General features: G+C 74.4%; 17 protein-coding genes. 5 read left to right on the top strand and 12 right to left on the bottom strand.

Going from position 1 to position 18,927, the window contains the following annotated elements:
- Nucleotides 1-13 precede the first annotated feature (13 nt).
- Nucleotides 14-2,239 (bottom strand): hypothetical protein, encoded by a 2,226-nt coding sequence (locus tag F8279_RS01860; RefSeq protein ID WP_151498908.1) that lies wholly within the window; start codon nt 2,237-2,239, stop codon nt 14-16.
- A 185-nt stretch (nt 2,240-2,424) separates the two neighbouring features.
- Between F8279_RS01860 and F8279_RS01855 the strand changes: the two genes are divergently transcribed.
- A complete protein-coding gene (locus F8279_RS01855; RefSeq protein WP_151498907.1) occupies nt 2,425-3,333 on the top strand; it encodes a redoxin in 909 nt (302 codons plus the stop codon).
- 22 nt (nt 3,334-3,355) lie between these two features.
- Nucleotides 3,356-4,585, top strand: coding sequence for an epoxide hydrolase family protein (locus F8279_RS01850; protein WP_151498906.1), 1,230 nt, complete (start codon nt 3,356-3,358; stop codon nt 4,583-4,585).
- Nucleotides 4,586-4,636: 51 nt separating this feature from the next.
- On the opposite strand, the gene F8279_RS01845 is transcribed toward F8279_RS01850, so the two are convergent.
- Together F8279_RS01845 and F8279_RS30155 are read right to left on the bottom strand one after the other, a co-directional pair.
- Entirely contained in the window at nt 4,637-5,602 is a 966-nt protein-coding gene (locus F8279_RS01845) for an N-acetylmuramoyl-L-alanine amidase (RefSeq protein ID WP_151498905.1), read from the bottom strand.
- The gene (locus F8279_RS30155; protein ID WP_162959110.1) at nt 5,602-5,754 is read right to left on the bottom strand and encodes a hypothetical protein; all 153 of its coding nucleotides are present in this window, start codon (nt 5,752-5,754) and stop codon (nt 5,602-5,604) included. The genes F8279_RS01845 and F8279_RS30155 overlap by 1 nt, the downstream gene beginning before the upstream one ends.
- A gap of 210 nt (nt 5,755-5,964) precedes the next feature.
- On the opposite strand from F8279_RS30155, the gene F8279_RS01840 reads away from it, so the two are divergent.
- Nucleotides 5,965-7,266 (top strand): glycoside hydrolase domain-containing protein, encoded by a 1,302-nt coding sequence (locus F8279_RS01840; RefSeq protein ID WP_151498904.1) that lies wholly within the window; start codon nt 5,965-5,967, stop codon nt 7,264-7,266.
- A gap of 70 nt (nt 7,267-7,336) precedes the next feature.
- Nucleotides 7,337-8,143 (top strand): cysteine hydrolase family protein, encoded by an 807-nt coding sequence (locus tag F8279_RS01835; protein WP_151498903.1) that lies wholly within the window; start codon nt 7,337-7,339, stop codon nt 8,141-8,143.
- Nucleotides 8,144-8,182: 39 nt separating this feature from the next.
- Here the strand turns inward: F8279_RS01835 and F8279_RS01830 are convergent, their stop codons facing one another.
- Nucleotides 8,183-9,073: an SGNH/GDSL hydrolase family protein gene (locus tag F8279_RS01830; RefSeq protein ID WP_151498902.1), complete on the bottom strand. Its 891-nt coding sequence runs from the start codon at nt 9,071-9,073 to the stop codon at nt 8,183-8,185.
- Between the two features lie 399 nt (nt 9,074-9,472).
- Here F8279_RS01830 and F8279_RS01825 point away from each other — a divergent pair, with 399 nt between their 5' ends.
- On the top strand, nt 9,473-10,507 hold the full coding sequence (locus F8279_RS01825; RefSeq protein ID WP_091425074.1) for a hypothetical protein: 1,035 nt from the start codon (nt 9,473-9,475) through the stop codon (nt 10,505-10,507).
- Nucleotides 10,508-10,563: 56 nt separating this feature from the next.
- Here F8279_RS01825 and F8279_RS01820 read toward each other — a convergent pair whose 3' ends face one another.
- The 8 genes from F8279_RS01820 to F8279_RS01785 form a co-directional block, all read right to left on the bottom strand.
- Nucleotides 10,564-12,393 (bottom strand): AfsR/SARP family transcriptional regulator, encoded by a 1,830-nt coding sequence (locus F8279_RS01820; protein WP_225853073.1) that lies wholly within the window; start codon nt 12,391-12,393, stop codon nt 10,564-10,566.
- Between the two features lie 125 nt (nt 12,394-12,518).
- Nucleotides 12,519-13,475 (bottom strand): Gfo/Idh/MocA family protein, encoded by a 957-nt coding sequence (locus F8279_RS01815; protein WP_091425079.1) that lies wholly within the window; start codon nt 13,473-13,475, stop codon nt 12,519-12,521.
- Nucleotides 13,459-14,313, bottom strand: coding sequence for an inositol monophosphatase family protein (locus F8279_RS01810; RefSeq protein WP_151498900.1), 855 nt, complete (start codon nt 14,311-14,313; stop codon nt 13,459-13,461). The genes F8279_RS01815 and F8279_RS01810 overlap by 17 nt, the downstream gene beginning before the upstream one ends.
- A complete protein-coding gene (locus F8279_RS01805) occupies nt 14,310-14,843 on the bottom strand; it encodes a flavin reductase family protein (RefSeq protein ID WP_151498899.1) in 534 nt (177 codons plus the stop codon). Before F8279_RS01805 ends, F8279_RS01810 begins: the two co-directional genes overlap by 4 nt.
- Nucleotides 14,843-16,333, bottom strand: a complete 1,491-nt coding sequence (locus F8279_RS01800; RefSeq protein WP_151498898.1) for an amino acid adenylation domain-containing protein — start codon at nt 16,331-16,333, stop codon at nt 14,843-14,845. The genes F8279_RS01805 and F8279_RS01800 overlap by 1 nt, the downstream gene beginning before the upstream one ends.
- Nucleotides 16,334-16,400: 67 nt before the next feature.
- A complete protein-coding gene (locus F8279_RS01795) occupies nt 16,401-17,519 on the bottom strand; it encodes an acyl-CoA dehydrogenase family protein (protein WP_225853072.1) in 1,119 nt (372 codons plus the stop codon).
- Complete coding sequence (locus F8279_RS01790) at nt 17,512-18,672, bottom strand: acyl-CoA dehydrogenase family protein (RefSeq protein ID WP_151498897.1); 1,161 nt, start codon at nt 18,670-18,672, stop codon at nt 17,512-17,514. The genes F8279_RS01795 and F8279_RS01790 overlap by 8 nt, the downstream gene beginning before the upstream one ends.
- Nucleotides 18,669-18,923, bottom strand: a complete 255-nt coding sequence (locus tag F8279_RS01785) for a phosphopantetheine-binding protein (RefSeq protein ID WP_091425090.1) — start codon at nt 18,921-18,923, stop codon at nt 18,669-18,671. Before F8279_RS01785 ends, F8279_RS01790 begins: the two co-directional genes overlap by 4 nt.
- Nucleotides 18,924-18,927: the final 4 nt, after the last annotated feature.

Raw genomic sequence — 18,927 nt, 5'->3', positions numbered from 1 at the left:
CGCCCCGTCCGCGTCACGGGCCGGTGGCGCGCAGCCGCCCGGCCAGGTCCCGCACCGTCTCGGCGTACGCCGGGTCGTCCTCGGACGGGAGGTGACCGTTGATCGGCGGCGGGACGCTGTCCCAGGGCGGCGCCACCAGGCTCTCCGGATCCCGGAGGCGGCGGTCCACGGTCGCCTCCGGGCCCGGGACGCGGGCCGGCTCGTCGGCGCGGTGCGGGGAGAAGATCCATCCGCCCAGCGCGTCGGTGTCCCGCCACAGGTTGCGCCACCGCCACCCGACCCGGCCGCCGATCCCGCGCAGCATCTCGTCGCCGACGTAGGCGGGGAACAGCCGGGCGTAGAGTCGGCGCAGCGGTGAGCTGTAGGTGAGCAGCGCCACCCGCGCGCTGATCTCCGCCGGTAGTTGCAGGACGGTGGCGGCGACCAGCACCGAGCCGTGGCTGTAGCCGGAGAGCAGCACCCCGTTGCCGTCGCGCACCAGGTACGTGATGCGCCGGGCCAGCTCCGGCACGGCCCGCTCGGCGTAGCACGGCGGTGCGAACGGATGCGCGGCCCGGGGCCAGAACGTGGCGAGGTCGAAGAGCACGCCGACGTGGTGCCGGAACCCGGGGCTGCGGTAGGCGAAGATCCCGGCCACGACCAGGGCCAGCACCGCCGCCGAGAGCGCCACCCCGCCCACCTCGATGCCGAACATGACCAGCTCGGCCGGGACGTGCGTGCGCCGTTCCAGGGCCTCGCCCGGCTCGGGATGGACCAGCGCCATCGCGGTGGTCGCCGCGCCCGCCCCGGCCATGACGGCGAACAGCACCGCCAGCGGCACCAGCAGGTCGGTGAACCGGGCCCGGACGATCATCGTCCGGACCTGCCGCAGCCGGGGCACCGCCTCGGCCGGGGGCGCCGGGAAGTCGCGCTCGACGATCGCCTGGGCGGCCCGGATCCGGCCGCGCCGGGACACCAGCGCCACCACGGCGGCGGCCGCCAGCGTGACCAGCAACGCCCGGAAGAAGCCGTAGATCGCCCAGGTGTAGGCGCGCGCCGGACCCGGTATGTCGTCCGCCGGGGACATGCCCCGGTCCAGCAGGTCGGCGGTGCGCTGGACCAGCTCGGCGGAGTACGCGACCGCGAGCCCGCCCGCCGCCGCGGCGACCACGAGCGCGCCGAGCCCGTTCGGCGGCTGGTGGCCGCGTGCCCGAAGCCGGTGCCGGAGCAGCACGGCGCCGAGGCCGCCGAGCAGGACCGCGTGCGTGACCAGCAGCCAGGTCAGGATCGAGCCGTAGCCGGGCAGGCCGCCGCCGGTGCGCCAGCGGGCCGGGGCGAACAGCAGGTACCCGGCCACCACGACGGTGAGCCCGACCGCGGTGCCGCGCAGCACCCGGGCCACCCGGTCCCGTCTCGGGTCGGTGGGCGCCCGGTCGACGAGCGGCGGAACGCAGACCAGGACCACGCAGGCGAGCAGGAGTGCGGCGGTGACCGCCAGCAGCGCCGCCACAGTGGGCGGGACACCCTGTGCGGCCCGGGCGGCGAGGAGACACCCGTCGAGGGTGGCGAAGGCCACCGCGATGTGGATCGAGCGCAGCCGGCCCATCAACGGCTCGGTGTCCCACTGGCCGATCGTGCTCAGCGGGGGCCCGACGGACGCCCGCTCCGGGGCCCGGAACGCGGTGAACGAGCGTCCCGGCCGCCGGGCGCCCCACCAGACCAGACTTACCGCGGCGGCCGGGACCAGCGCCAGCACCACCAGCCGCAGTCCCACCGGCCGCCCGCCCATCCAGGACAGCCACTCGCGGTCGGCGATGCAGGCCGGGACGGACAGGCACTGCCAGGCCACCAGGTCCAGCGCGACCCCGGCGCCGGCGAGCACGTACAGCGCGGTCAGGCTCAACCCGAGCACCCGGCACAGGGCCCGCACCATCGCGCCGCCGACCGCGTCCCCCGGCCGCATCCACACGGCCACGTTGAGCAGCATGAAGGGCATCAGGAACAGCAGCGAGAGGGTACGCAGCGCGGTGCCCGACGGCAGGTCGTTCCACCGGTACGCCTCCAGCGTCACCCCGCCGGCGCCGTGCTCGTCGGCAAGCCCGGGGCGGGGCCGGTAGAAGCCGGCGCTGCGGTCGCCCGCGACCTGCCGGACCAGCGGCCGGCCCAGCACCTCGGCGGCACCGGCCGCGGAGACGCCGTGCACCCGCAGCTCCACCACCTCGTCCGACGGCGCCTGTGCCCGCCCTGGTCCAGCCGTCATCGACCCTCCGCGACGTCCCGGCCGCCCACGCCGCCTGCACGGCCCGCCCTCGGGTGGCGCAGCGTCCTACCCGGCCGGGCCGGGGGCAAACGCGAGTGGGCCCGGCGGGCGGCCCGTTCGAAGCAGCGCCGTCCGGGTAACCGCCGGCGGACGTCCTCGGACGTCCTCGGACGAAGGGAGCCCGCATGACCGGCCACGTGGACGGGGCCGAGCCCCGGCTGCCGCCGATCGACGTCGGCCGCTGGGTGAACTCCGCACCGCTGACACCGGAGGACCTGCGCGGACGCGTGGTGCTCGTCGACGTCTGGGAGTACACGTGCGTGAACTGGATCCGCACCGCCCCGTACGTGCGGGCGTGGCACCGCGACTACCGCGACCTGGGGCTCACCGTGATCGGCGCGCACGCGCCGGAGTTCGCGTTCGGCCGGCTGCCGGAGAACATCGACCGGGCGATCCGCGACCACGGGCTCACCTACGCGATCGCGATCGACGACGACTACACGTTCTGGCGTGCCCTGCGCAACGACGCCTGGCCGGCGAAGTACCTCTTCGACGCCGACGGGCGGCTGGCCGGCCGCTGGGTCGGCGAGGGCGGCTACGACCGGACCGAGGCGCTGATCCGGCGGCTGGTCGAGGCCGCCGCGCCCGCGACCGCGCTGCCGCCGGTCACAGCGGAGGTGACCGCGTTCGTGACCGGCCCGCAGCCCACGTACGCCGGGATCACCCCGGAGACCTACCTCGGCGCCGACCGCGGTGTGCCCGGCACGTACGCGCTGACCGGCGACTGGCGGGTCGAGGACGAGTACGTCGAGGCGGGCGGCCCCGGCGCCGAGCTGGTCCTGCCGTTCACCGCCGGTGAGGTGAACCTGGTGGCCGACCCGGGACCGGAGGGACCGGCCGGGATTCGGGTGCTGCTGGACGGGAAACCGGCCGCTGACGCGCGCGGCGCCGACGTGGGCCCGGACGACCGGACCCTCGTCGACCGGGCGGCCATGATCCGGCTGGTCGACGGCGCGACGCCGGGGGAGCACCGGCTCACCCTGCGCGCCGAGCGGCCCGGCTTCCGCGCGTACGTCTTCACGTTCGGTCCCTGACCCGACCCGAGGAGGACAACCCGTGGCCGTCAAGACCATGACGCCGACGCGTACCGGCGCCGGCATCCGTGAGTTCCGCGTCGAGGTGCCGGAGGCGGACCTGGAGGACCTGCGGGCCCGGATCGCGGCCACCCGCTGGCCGGAGCGCCAGACCGTGGACGACCAGTCGCAGGGCGTGCCGCTGGAGACCAGTCAGGCGCTCGCCCGCTACTGGGCCACCGAGTACGACTGGCGCAAGGTCGAGGCGCGGCTCAACGACCTGCCGAACTTCGTCACCGAGATCGACGGCCTGGACATCCACTTCATCCACGTACGCTCGCCGCACGCCGACGCGCTGCCGCTGATCGTCACGCACGGCTGGCCCGGGTCGGTGATCGAGCAGCTGAAGATCGTCGGTCCGCTCACCGACCCGACGGCGCACGGCGGCAGCGCCTCGGACGCGTTCCACCTGGTGATCCCGTCGATGCCCGGATACGGGTTCTCCGGTCAGCCGGACCGGCCCGGCTGGGACCCGCAGCACATCGCCCGCGCCTGGACCGAGCTGATGCGGCGGCTGGGCTACACCCGCTTCGTGGCGCAGGGCGGCGACTGGGGCGCGCTGATCACCGACATGCTGGGCGTGCAGGCCCCGCCGGAGCTGGCCGGCATCCACACGAACATGCCCTGCGTGGTGCCGCCGGAGATCGACGCGCTGTTGCAGAGCGGCATCACCGGTGTCAACAACCCGCTCGCGGAGCTGCCGGCCGGGCTGTCGGCCGAGGAGCGGGCCGCCTGCGAGCGGATCGACTTCTTCTGGAAGCACTCCGCGTACGCGCTGATCATGACCACCCGCCCGGAGACGCTCACGGCGCTCGCCGACTCGCCGGTCGGGCTGGCGACGTTCATGCTCGACCACGACGCGGCGAGCCTGGACCTGATCTGCGCCGCCTTCGCCGGGAGGCCCGGCGGGCTGAGCCGCGACGACATCCTGGACAACGTCACGCTCTACTGGCTGACCAACACGGGGGTGTCCTCGGCCCGGCTGTACGCGCAGAACGCGCTGTCGTTCTTCGCGGCCAAGGGCGTCGGAGTGCCGGCCGCGGTGAGCCAGTTCCCGGACGAGATCCTGCTCGCGCCGCGCAGCTGGGCGGAGCGGGCGTACCCGAACCTGATCCACTACAACCAGGTGGACCGGGGCGGGCACTTCGCCGCCTGGGAGCAGCCGGAGCTGTTCGCCCAGGAGATGCGGGCGGCCTTCCGGTCGCTGCGCTGACGTCGGGACGGATGCGGCCGGGTGGGATGCCACCCGGCCGCATCCCCGGGTTCAGACCTCGGTCAGCCGGACCGCGTCGGCGATGACCAGGCCGGCGGCGGAGCTCCACCGGCTGACCGCGACGCGGTTGGCGTCGCCGGCCGGCAGGGCGAACGTGCCGAGCGAGCGCCACTGCCCGCCGGTCGCCCGCTGGTCGACCACGACCGTCCGGTTGCCGGTGGTCGTGGCGACGATGTACGGCGTGGCCGCGTTGTAGCCCGCGTTCGCCGGCCACCACGCCTCGACCCGGTAGTTGCCGGTACGCGGGACGTTGAACTTGTACCAGGCCGCGTCGCTCGCGGCGACCGGGTCCGCGTAGCGGTAGTCGGCGCCGTAGCGCTGCCCGGAGTACGTCGAGGTGCCCCAGCTGGCGCTCGCGGTGAACCGGCCCGCGGTGGCGTTGTCCACGATCGACGTCCAGCCGGTGCCGCCGCCGGCCATCTTGGCGGCCACGTCGGCACGCATGGTGTTCAGGTCGATGAAGGACGGGTCGATCTTGCCGGTGGTGCTGGTCTCCCGGTGACCCCGGGCGTAGCTGGAGTCCCGGCCGAGCCGCTTGAGCACGGCGGCGGTGGCCGCGATGCTGGCGTTGTACTGGGCGGTGGTCATCCGCTGGTCGACGCCGTTGTAGTCGATCTCCCACCCGATCATCAGCGTGTTCCCGTCCCCGGCCGGGATCGGGCCGCTGCCGCCGCTGGTGCCGGCGTGGTTGCACCGGCCGGCGGAGATCACGTGGAACACGCCGTTGTAGTCCACGAGCGCCTGGCAGAGCGGGCCGGGCAGGTCGGAACGGCCGTTGATGCAGATGTTCAGCGCCGGGTGCGGGTTGCCGGCGCTGGACGTGGCGGCGGTGTGGTGCCAGAGCACGCCGATCGGGTCGAACGAGCCGGGGCGCATCCGGTTGAGCCAGTCGCCCTCGACCACCACCTGCACACCGGCGCCGCGCAGCACGTCCACCAGCCAGGGAATGGTGGCCATCACTGCTCCCCGAGCAGGTCGGCGAGGCACTCGGCCTTCGGCGCCGCGAGCGCCGTGCCGGGCCGGACGGCCACGGCGAGGGCGGCGGCCACCAGGGCGGGTACGCCGAGCAGACCTCGGCGTCGCAGACGGGGGGATCGTGACGTGGGCATGGCGCTCCTCGGGTGACGGCGCTTCACCGATCGACGGATGTGAGTGCGGGAACGCTATACCGGCTTCCGGCGTCTTGTCGATACCCTTCATTGATCGTTTCTTCGGTGAAAACTTTCGCCACAATCATCTGTCGTCATCCGTCGATGCGTGGTAGAAATCCTGCCCATGTCTCGCCGTCGGGCGAGGAATCCCGCACAGGAGGGGCGCCGATGAGAGCGATCGCCACGGCCCTGACGTTTCTCACCGTGGTCGCGGCCACGGCCGTCCCGGCAACGGCATCGGCCGTCCCGGCCCGGGCCGGGACACCGGCCGCCGCCGGGACACCGGCTGTCGCCGGCCCGCAGCCCGCCGCCGAGTCGCAGTCCGCCCTGGCCGCGGTCGGCCCGCAGCCCGGCACCTTCACCGGCAAGGGCTTCGACACCTGCACCGCGCCGTCCCAGGGCGCGATGGACGCCTGGCTGGCCGCCTCGCCCTACCGTGCGGTCGGCGTCTACATCAGCGGCGGCAGCCGCACGTGCGCCCAGCCCAACCTCACCGCGACCTGGGTCGCCGACCAGACCCGCAAGGGCTGGCGGCTCATCCCCATCGAGCTGGGTTACCAGGCGCCGTGCGGCACCCGTACGCCGAAGATGTCCGCCGACCCGGCCACCGCCCGCGGGCAGGGCAGGACCGCGGCGGACAGCGCGGCCGCCGCCGCGGCGGCGCTCGGCATCGGCGCGGGCAGCACGCTCTACAACGACATCGAGCAGTACCCGTCGAACGCGAGCTGCCGGGCCGCGGTGCTCTCGTTCCTCTCCGGCTGGGTCGAGCGGCTGCACACGCGCGGCTACCTCGCCGGCATGTACTCCAGCGGCTCGTCCGGCATCACCGACGTCTGCGCCGCCTACCACGACACCCGGTACCTGCGGCTGGACCAGATCTGGATCGCCTGGTGGAACGGGGTCGCGGACACCGACGGGGGTACGTACTGCGCCGACGACCGCTACGCCGACCAGCAGCGCCTGCACCAGTACGCCGGCGACGTCACCGAGACGTGGGGCGGCGTGACCATGAAGATCGACCGCAACTACCTGGATGTACGGGCCGGTACGCCGCCCGCGTCGTGGAGCGTCACGGTCGACAACGCCACGGCGGGCGGGTTCACCGCCGGTGCGGCCTGGGGCACCTCCGCGTACTCCGCGCAGCGCCACGGCGCCGACTACCGCTTCGCCGCACCCGTGGCGTCCAGCGACGTGGCCTGGTTCCGGACGACCCTGCCCGCGACAGGCGCCTACGAGGTCTCGGTGTGGTACCCGGCCGACCCCGGCTACAACGACCGCACCCCGTACCTGGTGGCCACCACGACCGGCAACCGGTCGGTGGCTGTCGACCAGCGCACCGGCGGCGGACGCTGGGTCTCGCTCGGCGTGTTCACGCTCGCCGCCGGGACCGGGGACAAGGTCGGGGTGAGCCGCTGGAGCGCCGGCACCGGCTACGTGGTCGCCGACGCGGTCCGCATCACCCGGATCTGACCGCACCCGTACGGATGCACTGCTCGCCGTCGCCGCCCGGCCGGTCCGCCGGGCGGCTAGAACGGACGGTATGGCGGGGCGACGGGCGATCTACGGGGACACCGGCGACGGTGGCGTACAGCTCGCCGCCAGCACCGACAGGTGGCACCTCTATCCGGATCACGTCCTGCTGGCCCCGGACGATCGGCCGGAGGATCTGCTCCGCTTCGACGCGGAGCTGATGCCGTTCGCCGACAACCCGCGGCGGGGCGCGCTCGCGGTGGTGGACATGCAGAACGACTTCTGCGCCGAGGGCGGCTGGACCCACCGCTCGGGGCTGGACTACCGGGCGTGCCGGGAGGCCATCCCGGGGGTGGCGCGCGCGGTCGAGGCCGCCCGCCGCCACGAGATGTTCGTCATCTGGGTCTACTGGTACAACCGCCCCGACCTGCGCAACCTCGGCGCGCCGTCGCTGCACTCGTTCAAGCACACGCCTGACCAGGCCGGCATCGGCCAGCCGCTGGACCACGGACGGGTGCTCACGGCCGGGGAGTGGGGCGCCGAGATGGTCGACGAGCTGAAGCCGCTGATCCGCGACGACGACGTCATGATCGAGAAGGTGCGGATGAGCGGCTTCTACGGCACCCACCTCGACCAGGTGCTGCGCACCCAGGGCATCCACACGCTGTTCGTCTGCGGCGTCAACGTCGACCAGTGCGTCAGCACCACGATCGAGAGCGCCTACTTCCGCGACTACAACCCGGTCCTGGTCGCCGACGCCACCGCGACGTCCAGCCCGGCGTACTGCAAGGACGCGGTCGTGTTCAACACCAAGCAGTGCTGGGGGTTCGTCACGACCACCGACCGGTTCGCCGACCCGTCGCCCTACCGGAGGTGAGCCGGTCCCGACACGGCGGGACCGGCTCACCCGGGCGGCTCAGTTCAGGTGCGCCAGCAGCGCCGTGGCCATGCCCTGCTCACCCCGGGCGTTCGGGTGGAACGGCGCGGCGGCGTTCTGCGGCACCAGCCCTTCCACCCAGCGGGTGCCGCTGCTCTTGCACGTGTCCCGGCCGATCGATGGCGTGTAGACGTCGGCGTAGCTCGCGCCGCCCGCCGCCGCCGTGTCGGCGAGCATCGTGTTGAGCGCCTTCTGGACGCCGCGCAGGTACGGCACGTCCTGGTAGGCGATCGGCACCACCGGCCAGCAGCCGTATCCGCTGTCGGGCAGGATCGCCGGGTACCCGAGCACCACCACGCGCGCGTTCGGCGCGGCCTGGCGGACCGCCCGCAGCACCGCCGTCACCTTCGGCGCGGTGGCGGCGATCCGGGCCCGCAACTGGTCGGTGCCGCCCGCGGTGAACCGGTCCTTGCAGGGCGACCCGAGTGGGCTGCTCACGCTCGCCTCGGCGCAGTCGCTGATGATGCCGGAGAAGCCGATGTCGTTGCCGCCGATCTGGACGGTCACCAGCGCAGTGGCCGAGGTGACGGCGTTGACCTGCGGCGGCAGGGCGACGCCCAGCACACCGTCGCCGCCGTACAGGATGTCCTCGGTGGTGGCGCCGGAGCAGCTCACGTCGGCGAACGACGCCGACCCGGCGGACGCCGCGACCAGGGACGGGTAGTTGCGGTTGGAGCGCAGGCAGTTCAGGTCGACCTGGGTGGGTACGAGCGGGGCGGACGTGTAGGAGTCGCCGAGCGCGACGTAGCGCCCGGCGGGCGCGGCGGCGACGGCGGGTGCGGCGGCGGCGAGCAGCACGCCGGCGGCGGCCGCGACGAGCGCGGTCATCCGGCCGGCGGTCCGCAGGAGCGGCAGGCGGGGACGGTTCATGGGGCCCTCCCGGAGGGGTCCTGGTGGTGGTGCTGGGATTCTGTCCCCGCCTGTGACATGCGTCAATATCGACGAGCCTCACTAAATGGGGGTCCGGGATGTGGTCCGCCGCCGTCCGGCCGGACGGCCGAAGGTATCGCGTACATCACAATTTTCCGGCTCGCCGATGTCGGGTGGAGGTCGATCGCCGAACGGTCGATCCGTTGCGTCACAACGGTCCCCGGCCCGTCACCCCTGATGGGCGGCCGGATGCCGGATTCGGGCACGTACGCACCGCAGTGGCCCCGGCACGGCTGGTGAAGAACGTATCGAACGTCGGCGATCGTGAATTTGCAGGCGTCATTACGCTGCGGGGTGGTTGATCGCCGGAACCACGGACGACAGGTGGAAGAACCTCAGATGAGTGACAATCACCCTCCCTACGGAGGCTATCCGGACCCGAACGCCGGAGCGTGGGGCAACCAGCCCGACCCGAACGCCCCGTACGGCGCGCAGCCGGCCTCCGGTGCGCCCTACGGTTCGCAGCCGGCGTCGGGTGCGCCGTACGGTGCCCAGCCCGGGTCGGGCGTCCCCTACGGTGCCCAGCCCGCGTCGGGTGCGCCGTACGGCGCCCAGCCCGGATCGGGCGCTCCCTACGGCGCGCAGCCCGCGGCGCCGTTCCCCGGCCAGCCGGGGTACCCCGGACAGCCGGCGCCGTACGCGCCCACCCCGCCCCCGAGCGGCGGCAAGAGCAAGGGCCTCATCGTCGGCCTCGCCGCCGGCGCGGTCACGCTGACGCTGCTGTGCTGCGGCGGCGGCCTCGCCTACGTCGCCTTCAACGGCGACGAGGAGGACCCCAAGCCGGTGGCCTCGGGCAGCGCCACCCCCGGGCCGGACAACAGTCCGTCCGCCACCCCCAGCGCGGACGGGCCGGAGTCGACCGGGCCGGACGGGTCCAACAACAACTCGCTGACCGCGCGTTACGCCAGCGAGATGTCGGCGGTCTGCGACGGGGGCGCGATCCTCAACGCCGCGCCGTACACCGCGCCGGCGGGCTCGAAGGCGTACGTCTTCTCCAACTCCCCGGACCGGCCGTCGTTCTGGTCGCAGAAGACGGTCAGCTCGGCCAAGCCGTACTACGCGAAGTCGGCCGACTTCGCCACGGTGTCCGTCATCGGCTGCCTCAAGATGGTCGAGGGCAGCGAGGGCACGCCGAAGAAGTGCCAGTACAAGAACAGCGAGGACAAGGTCGTCACGGTCGACTACATCTCCTCGCGCTACACCCTGACCTTCCACGCCGCCAAGACCGGCGAGAAGGTCGGCGACGGCGGCACGGTGACCGCGCCCGCCGCCCGGTGCCCGAGCTTCATCTCCTACAACAAGGTGACGATGAAGTCGTACGCCTCGCCGGACAGCGGCACCATCGAGGCCGCGCTGGACCGCTTCCTCAAGTAGCGACACCCGGATCGCGGTGCGCGGGTCGGCCTGACCCGCGCACCGCGGACGGCGGCTCAGGCCGCGCGCGGCGGCCGGCCGTGCGCGTCCACACACTCGCGGGCGAAGATCCGCAGCAGCTCCGGCAGGTGGAAGCGCTCGCCCGGGGCACCGGAGTCCGCCGGCACCAGCAGGTTGTGCTGGATCAGGTGCTCCACCATCCGGTTGGCCTGCTGCCGGGGCAGGCGCAGGATCTCCACCGCGCTGGACGCGGTGATGAACGAGTCGGCGCGGGCCAGCGCGCGCAGCGCCCGGCGGGCGTCGACGTCCAGCGCCTGGTAGCTGACCGAGAGGCTGTCGCGCACCGAGATGTCCCCGACGGACAGCTCCGACAGCCGGTTCTCCTCGACCTCCAGATGCGCGGCGAAGCCGGGCAGGGCGACGTCGGGCTGGGTGACGAGCCGGCTGCCGACGATCCGCAGGGCCAGCGGCAGCCGGTCGCAGGCCGCGGCGATCCGGCCGAACACCTCCGGGTGCTCGCGTGCCCGGCGTTCGCCCGCGATCGTGGCCAGCAGCTCCACCGCGTCGGCCCGGTCGAGCGCGCCGAGCGTCAACCGCCAGCCGACGTCCAGGTCCAGCAGGCGCTGCCGGCTGTTGATCAGCACCAGGCTGCGGCCCGCCCCGGGCAGCAGCGGGCGCACCTGCTGCGCGCAGTCGACGTCGTCGATGATGAGCAGCAGCCGCCGGCCGGCGAGCGCGCAGCGCAGCACGGCGGAGCGTTCCCGGATGTCCTCGGACACGTCGGTCAGTGGCACGCCCAGCTCGACCAGCAGCTCCCGGATCAGCTCCCCGCTGCCGCGCGGCGGCTCGTCGCCGCTGTCGAAGCTGACGAAGAGCTGACCGTCGGGAAAGAGGTCGGCCAGGTCGTACCCGCTGGTCACGGAGAACGAGGACTTGCCGACGCCCGGCGCGCCGGAGACGAGCACGACCCCGGCGTGCTCGTCGGCGTCGGCCGGGTCGGCGATCCCCTCGGCGATGGCGCGCAGCTGGCCGGCCGTGGTGTCCCGGCCGACCAGGGACGGCGGCTTCATCGGCAGGGCCTGCGGGCTCGGCGGCGGGCCGGGCGGCGACGCGGGCCCGGCGCCGACGGCCGACGGCCGGCCGGACGGTGGGCGGACCTCGGCGGAGTCCGCGTCCAGCGCGGTCTGGAGGGCGCCCTGGAGGGCGGGACCGGGGTCGACGCCCAGCTCGTCGACGATGCCGCGCCGGGCCTGCTGGTAGACGGCCAGCGCCTCGGCCACGCGTCCCTCCTGCGTCAGCGCCGTCACCAGCTGCGCCTGCCGGCGTTCGTCCAGCGGCTCCTCGGCCACCAGCCGGCGCAGCGACGGGATGACCCGGGCCGGCTGGCCCAGCCGCAGGCGCAGGTCGATCAGCTCGGTCGTCATCTCCCGGTGCTGCTCCCGCAAGGCCGTCACGGTCGCGCCCAGATCGGTGCCCGGATCCGCCAGGTCCTCCAGCGGATGCCCGCCCCACAGCTCGGCCGCCCGGTCGAACAGGTCGGCGGCGGCCTCCGGCCGGTCCCCCCGCGCGGCCCGGCGGGCCTCGTCGGCGAGACGCCGGAACCGCAGCAGGTCCAGCTCGTCCTCGTCGACCCGCAGGTGGTAGCCGGTGCCGTCGTGGACCAGCCGGCCGGCCGAGTCACCGCCACGGTCCAGCGCCTGCCGCAGCCGGTGCACGTACGTGCGCAGGTTGCGTACCGCCGACGCGGGCGGCGAGTCCGGCCAGAGGCCGTCGACCAGCCGGGAGGTGGCGACCGTGCGCCCCGGGCTCAGCAGCAGCACGGCGAGCAGGAGGCGGGGTTTGGTGCCGGTGAGCGTGACCGGGTGGTCGTCCACGTGAACGGTCAACGGACCGAGGACACTGAAGTGCATCGATGTATTCCCCCGCTCCGCAGTACCGTCCACAGTGTGGTGTACCGATGGATTTCCCACCTTCGGCTGGGGAATACCTCGCTCCCAGATGGTGCAAGTAGTCACCGATCGGTGTGTACTTCGTGACCCGGGGTGAGTTGCGCCGTCGCCCGCCGCGCCGCGTCGAGCACCGCCACCGCGTCCGCCACCCCGGCGCCCGCCGACCGACCCTCCCGGACCAGCCCGGCGAAGTCCTCCGCCTGACGGGCCAGGGCCGCGTACATGGTGGCGTCGCCGTCGGCCGGGTCGAGGAAGGTCAGCCGCTCGTGGTCCCGGGTGCCGAAGACCTCCACCGTCGCCATGTCGCCGCCCCGGTGGTGCCGGCCGAGCGAGACCAGCGCGGTGCCGCCGCCGGACAGGCCGAGCAACGCCTGGGCGCTGTCCACGTCCCGGCCGCGTACCGCCGGGTCGGTGACCGGCCCGGCCGGCTGCACCGCGACCCGGTCGACCTCCTGCCCGGTCAACCACCGGATCTGGTCGAACTCGTGCACGCCCATGTCCACGAAGATCCCGCCGCTGCCGGTGCGGAACGCCGCCGCCGGGGGCTCGCCGTCCCACTGCGCCGCGGCCACGAAGAGGATCTCGCCGAGCTCGCCGCCGGCGATCCGTTCCCGCAGCCGGCGCAGCTGCGGGACGAACCGGCGCCAGTAGGCGACCTGGAACGGGATCCCGGCGGCGTCGGCCACCCGCCCCGCCTCCGCGGCCTCGGCCGGGTCGAGCCCGGCGGGCTTCTCGCACAGCACCGGCAGCCCGGCCTTGGCGGCGGCCGCGACCAGCGCGCCGTGCCGCCCGGTGGGCGCGGTCACCAGAACACCGTCCGGCACGGCGTCCGCGAGCAGGTCCTCCATGCTCGGGTACGCCGGCAGCCCGGCCGCGGCGACCGCCTCCCGTGCCGCCGGAACCGGGTCGACCACGTACCGGATCCGGACCGTCCGGTGCTCGGCCAGGGCCCGCAGGTGGTGCCGGCCCATCCGGCCCGCTCCCACCAGTGCCAGCCGGAACTCATCGCTGCCGGTCATCGTCGGTTCCCCTCTCCTCGTCGGTGCCGTTCGTGCCGTCCGTACCGTCGTCGCCCAGCCAGCCGGCCAGCGCGGCCACCACGGCCGGCGCGCCGGCGCCGAAGACCTCGAACCCGTCGTGGCGCCACCGCCGGGTCACGCCGCCGGCGGCCTCGACCAGCGCGGCGCCGGCCGCGATGTCCCACGGCGCGGGGTCGAAGCTGACGAACGCGTCCAGTTCCCCGCGGGCCACCGCTGCCAGGTCGCACACGGTGGAGCCGGTGTTGCGCAGGTCGGCGACGCGGGGCGCGACACCGACGAGCGCCTGGTACGCCCGCCGTCGCGGTCCGGGCGCGTTCGGGACCGCGAACGCCACCAGGGCGTGCCCCGGCTGGGCCTCGCAGTTGACCGCGACCGGGGCGTCGCCGTCGAGCGCGCCGTCGTCGTCCAGTACCAGGCAGGCGCCGGTGGCCGGTTGCAGGACGGTGGCCGCGACCACCTGTCCTTCGCCCACGTCGCAGCCGGTCGCCACCGCGATGCTGACCGCGTAGCGGCTCGCGCCGTGGCTGAAGTTCAGCGTGCCGTCGAGCGGGTCGACGATCCAGCGCAGGCCGGAGCAGCCGTCGCTGGCCCCGGACTCCTCGGCCAGGACGGCGTCCTGCGGCCGGTCGCGGGCGAGCAGGTCGAGGATGGCGCGCTCGCTGGCGTGGTCGGCGCTGGTCACCGGGTCCTGGGCCGCGCCGCCCTTGTGTTCGGTCTGCAAGCCCTGGCCCCGCGCCTCGCGGATCGCGTCCGCACCGGCCCGCGCCGCGCGCAGGCTCAGGTGGCGCAGGTCGCCGGGAGCGGCGCTGATGCTCATCGCGCCACCTGCGCTTCCCGCGGCGCGGCGACCCGCGCGTAGCCGCCGTCCACGAACAGCAGCGGCGGGATCGGCCGGAGCAGGCCCGCCGAGCGGACCGCGCCCATCAGCACCGCGTGGTCACCGGCCGGGTCGGCGGAGACCGCCTCGCAGCCGAAGTACGCGACCCCGTCGGTCAGGCGCGGGCAGCCGGTCACCCGCTCGTCGTCGTAGGCAACACCCGCGAAGCCGTCGGCGCCCGCCGGCCGGCCCCGGCTGGCGAACCAGGCCGCCTCCTCGCGCTGGTCGTCGCCGAGCACCGTCACCGCGAACCGGCCGGTACGCCGCACCGCGGCGAGCAGCCGGCAGTCCCGCCGTAGACAGACCAGCAGCATCCGTGGTGACAGCGACACGGTGGTGAAGGAGTTGACTGTCATCCCCACCGGGCCGTCGGGACCGACGGCAGTCGCCACCGCCACTCCGGTGGCGAAGCGCCCGGCCACCGAACGGAACGCCCGTTCCTGGTCCTGTCCGTTTCCCGTGCTGGTCATCACCGTGCTCCTCTCGTCGCGCTGCCGACCAGGTCGGCGGTCCGGCGCCGGTCGGTCTTGCCGTTGGCGTTCGTGGGCAGGGCGGCCACGTGGTGGATCCGGGCCGGCACCATGTAGGCGGGCAGGCGGTCCGCGCACCGGCGGGTCAGCTCGTCGGTGATCCCGTCGGCGCCGGTGTAGACCGCCCGCAGGGAGACGTCGTCGCCCGCGCCGAACGCCAGCACCACCGCGTCCTGCACGCCCGGGTGGCCGCGCAGGACCATCTCGATCTCGCCCAGCTCGATCCGGTAGCCGCGCAGCTTCACCTGGTCGTCCAGCCGTCCGTGGTGCACGAGCGTGCCGTGCTCGCGGCGGACCCGGTCACCGGTGCGGTAGTACCGGCGGCCGGCGTCCGTGACGAACCGGCCCTCGTCGTCGGCCGGGTCGAGATAGCCGTCGAACCGCTGCGTTCCGTGCACGCACAGTTCGCCGTCGTCACCGCCGACCGTGCCGTCCTCGGCGCGCAGGATCGCGTCGAGCCCGGGGTGCGCGTCGCCGATCGGCACGGTGCCGTTCGAGGTCACCGGCCAGGCCGCCGGGTCTGCGGGCAGCCGGTGACCGGTGCAGGTCACGGTCAGCTCGGTGGGGCCGTAGAGGTTCTCCACCACGCTGCCCGGCGCCGCCGCCGCCCACGCCCGGGCCTGCTCCAGCGTCAGGGCCTCACCGGCGAAGAGGCTGTGCCGCAGGCCGGGCATGGCGCCGGGGGAGAGCATCCGCATCCGCCGGGCCAGCGAGACCACCGAGGGCACCGAGAACCAGTGCGTGATCCGCCGCTCGTTGACGAACCGCACAGGCGTCAGCACCTCGTCCGGCTGCGGCACCACGAGCGTGGCGCCGCCGCCCCAGGCGACGAACATGTCGAACACGGACGGGTCGAAGGTCAGGTCGAAAGTCTGCGACAGCCGGTCACCCGGGCCGACCGGGTATCGGTCCCGGCAGTGCGCGAGGAACGCGTCCACGTTGCGGTGGCGGATCGGCACGCCCTTGGGCCGCCCGGTCGAGCCGGACGTGAACAGCAGGTACGCCACGTCGTCCGGCGCCACCGGGGCGTCCGGCGGCGGGACGCCCGGCGCGCCGTCGAGGCGTACGGTCACGGCGTCACCCGCGACCTGCGCCGCCGTGGCGGCACCGGCGTCGTCGACCACCAGCGCGTCCACGCCCGCGTCCCGGCACAGCCGGGCGGTGCGGGCCGGCGGGAAGGCCGGATTGAGCGGCACCACCACCGCTCCGGCGCGCAGCGCGGCCAGATAACCGGCGTACGCGGGCAGGCTGCGGGCGGCCAGCAGGCCGACCGCGCGCGGGCGCCGGCCCACCTCGGCGTGGATCCGCCCGGCGAGGCCGTCGGCGAGGTCGCGCAGCCGGCGGTAGGTCACCGGCTCCCCGCCGACCTCCAGCGCGACCGCCTCGGGCACGCGTGCCACGCTCCGCTCGAACCAGTCGTAGAGACTCATGGCGTTGCTCCCTTCACTGTGCTGTCGTCGATCGGGCTTCCGGCGCCGGCGGCGTGGGACGCCGCGCTCAGGTCACCGCGCCCGCCAGTTCGTCGGCGTGGTCGGCGATGCCGGCGAGCATCGCGCCGGTGGCGCCACCGGCGATGCCGAACATGGCCGCCTCGGTGCGCAGCTGCGCCTCCCCGCCGTCGCGGAACGCGTCCGCGCCGCGCAGGCGCACCGCCTCGGTGGCGACCCGGTCCACGGTCTCGGCGGCGCTGACCTTCAGCAGCATCCCGGTGACCGCGGACGGGACGGCGGCCGGCGCGTCCAGCAGCGGCGCGCACAGCGCGTCGAGCTGGTGCACGGCGACCAGGCACCGGGCGTACCGCTCACGGACCGCCGGGCGGTCCCACAGCGCGCCCGCCCCGGCCGGTCGCCGCCGCAGCCAGTCGTGCAGGCCCACCAGCATCCGGTGGCACATCGCCCGGGCCCACAGCGCCCCGGCGACCCGTTCGACGCCGACCTGCCGGGCGAACCCGGCCAGCGCCCGGCCGGGACGGCCCAGCACGGCGTCCGGGCCGAGCGCCACGCCGGCGAAGCGCAGGTGGCCCACGCCGGACCCGGCGAACGCCCGGCCGGCGGACCCGACTGTCACGCCCGGCGCGCCGGCCGGCACCAGCACCCAGCAGAAGCTGGTGAAGTGCCGCGCCTCGCGGTGCCGGGCCAGCACCAGCGCCGCGTCGCAGCTCGTCGCGTTGGTGATCCAGTCCTTGCCGCCGTCCAGGACGGCGCCGTCGTCGCCCAGCTTCACCCGGGTCGCGGCGTCGAGCAGGTCCGAGCCCGAGCCGCCGGCGTCGGTGACGGCCAGCGCCACCACCGTCTCGCCGCGCAGCATCCCGCGCCGCACGCGCTCCGCCGGCCCGGCCGCGCCGGCCAGCAACGGCAGCACGGTGGCGACCTGGACGCAGACCGAGAGCGTCACGCCCAGCGGGCACCGGGCGTCCAGTTCGGTGAGCAGCACCGACAGCCGCCGGGGGTCCGGCTGGACGCCGTCCGGGTAGAGCGCCTCGACGATCCCGGCGGCGCCCAGCGCGCGCCACACGGCGCCGGGGTCGCTGTGGTCCACTCCGGACAGGGCGGCCCGCACGGAGGCGGCCTGGCCCCCGGGCGGCGTCGGCGTCGGCGTCGGCGTCGGCTCAGGCAAGACGCACCCCCGGGTCGCGCAGCGACAGCGCCCCGTTGGCCAGGCGCAGCCGGTCGTTGGCGTAGTTCAGCGAGGCCGAGCGCAGATCCCGGAACGTGCGCTCCAGCGTCAGCGGCGAGTCGGTCAGGTAGCCGTGGCGCAGGCCCGCCAGCTCGACCAGTTCGTGCGCGGCGGCGAAGGACTCCTCGGCCGCGCGGATCTTCAGCGTGTTGAGCAGCAGTTGCACCGGCGCCGCCGACATGTCCGGCGCGTCGGTGACCACGGAGACGGTGTGCCGCAGCAGCGCGTGCGCCGCGTCCAGCCGGGCCCGGATGCCGGCCAGCCGCAGCAGCACCAGCTCGGAGGAGGGGGCGAACTGCCGCCGTCCCGCCTCGCTGCGGGCGTGCCGCAGCACCCGGCCGTACGCGCCGGCCGCCGCCCCGATCCAGGCCGCAGCCCAGCCGACGTGCGCCAGCGGCGCGAAGACGGTGGTGGCGATCTCCCGGAACCCGCCGTGCTCGCCGACCACCTGCCACTGCGGCACCGCGCCACGCAGCCGCATCGGCACGCTGTGCGTGGCCCGCATGCCCAGCGGGCGCCACCCGCCGGTCACCTCGATCTCCACCTGGTCCCGGTCGGCGTAGACCAGGTCCACCTGGGCGGCCGAGTCGGCCCCCGGGGCGCGGGTGGTGATCAGGAAGGCGTCGGCGTACGGGCCGCCGGTCACGATCGGCGCCTGCCGGTCGATCCGCAGCATCTCGCCGTCGTGCTCCAGCGCCGACTCGGCGGTCATCAGGTGACCACCCTTGCCGGCCTCGGTGGTGACCGAGCCGAGATACCGCTCGCCCCGGGCCACCGCCGGCAGCACCTCGGCGCGCAGCTTCTCCCCGCCGTACGCGGTGATCGCGGCGACCTGCTGGCAGTGCATGGCGAAGACCATCGCCACCGACATGTCCACCCGGCCCAGCGTCAGCGTGACGTCGACCAGGTCCGGCAGCGTGCCGCCGGCGCCGCCCTCGGCGGCCGGGACCAGCAGCCCCAGCAGCCCGGTACGGCGCATGGCGGCCAGCGCCTCGGTGGGGAAGGCGGCGTTCTCGTCGGCCTCGCGGGCGTGCTCCGCCGCCACGTCGGCGACGGTCTCGACGGCCGGGGCGTACCCGGCGGCCGCGGTCATCGGGAACCACCGCCGACCGGGGCGCGCAGCTCCTCCACCACGCCCCACAGTCCACCGGCGGTGGCGAACGTGGAGTCGACGAGCTTGTCGTCGGGCACGGCGACCCCGAACGTGTCCTCGATGGCGAACAGCAGCTCGATCTCGCGCATGGAGTCCAGGCCGAGGTCGCGCAGGCGGGACTCCTCGGTGATCTCGTCCGGGCCGGCGAACTTGAGGAACGGGCGGAGCAACTCGGTGAATTCGGCGTTCATGACG

Source organism: Micromonospora sp. AMSO1212t (genome assembly GCF_008868145.1).
Classification (GTDB): domain Bacteria; phylum Actinomycetota; class Actinomycetes; order Mycobacteriales; family Micromonosporaceae; genus Micromonospora; species Micromonospora tulbaghiae.
The sequence above is the reverse complement of the archived record's forward strand: the minus strand, read 5'-3'. Positions and strand labels throughout refer to the sequence as shown.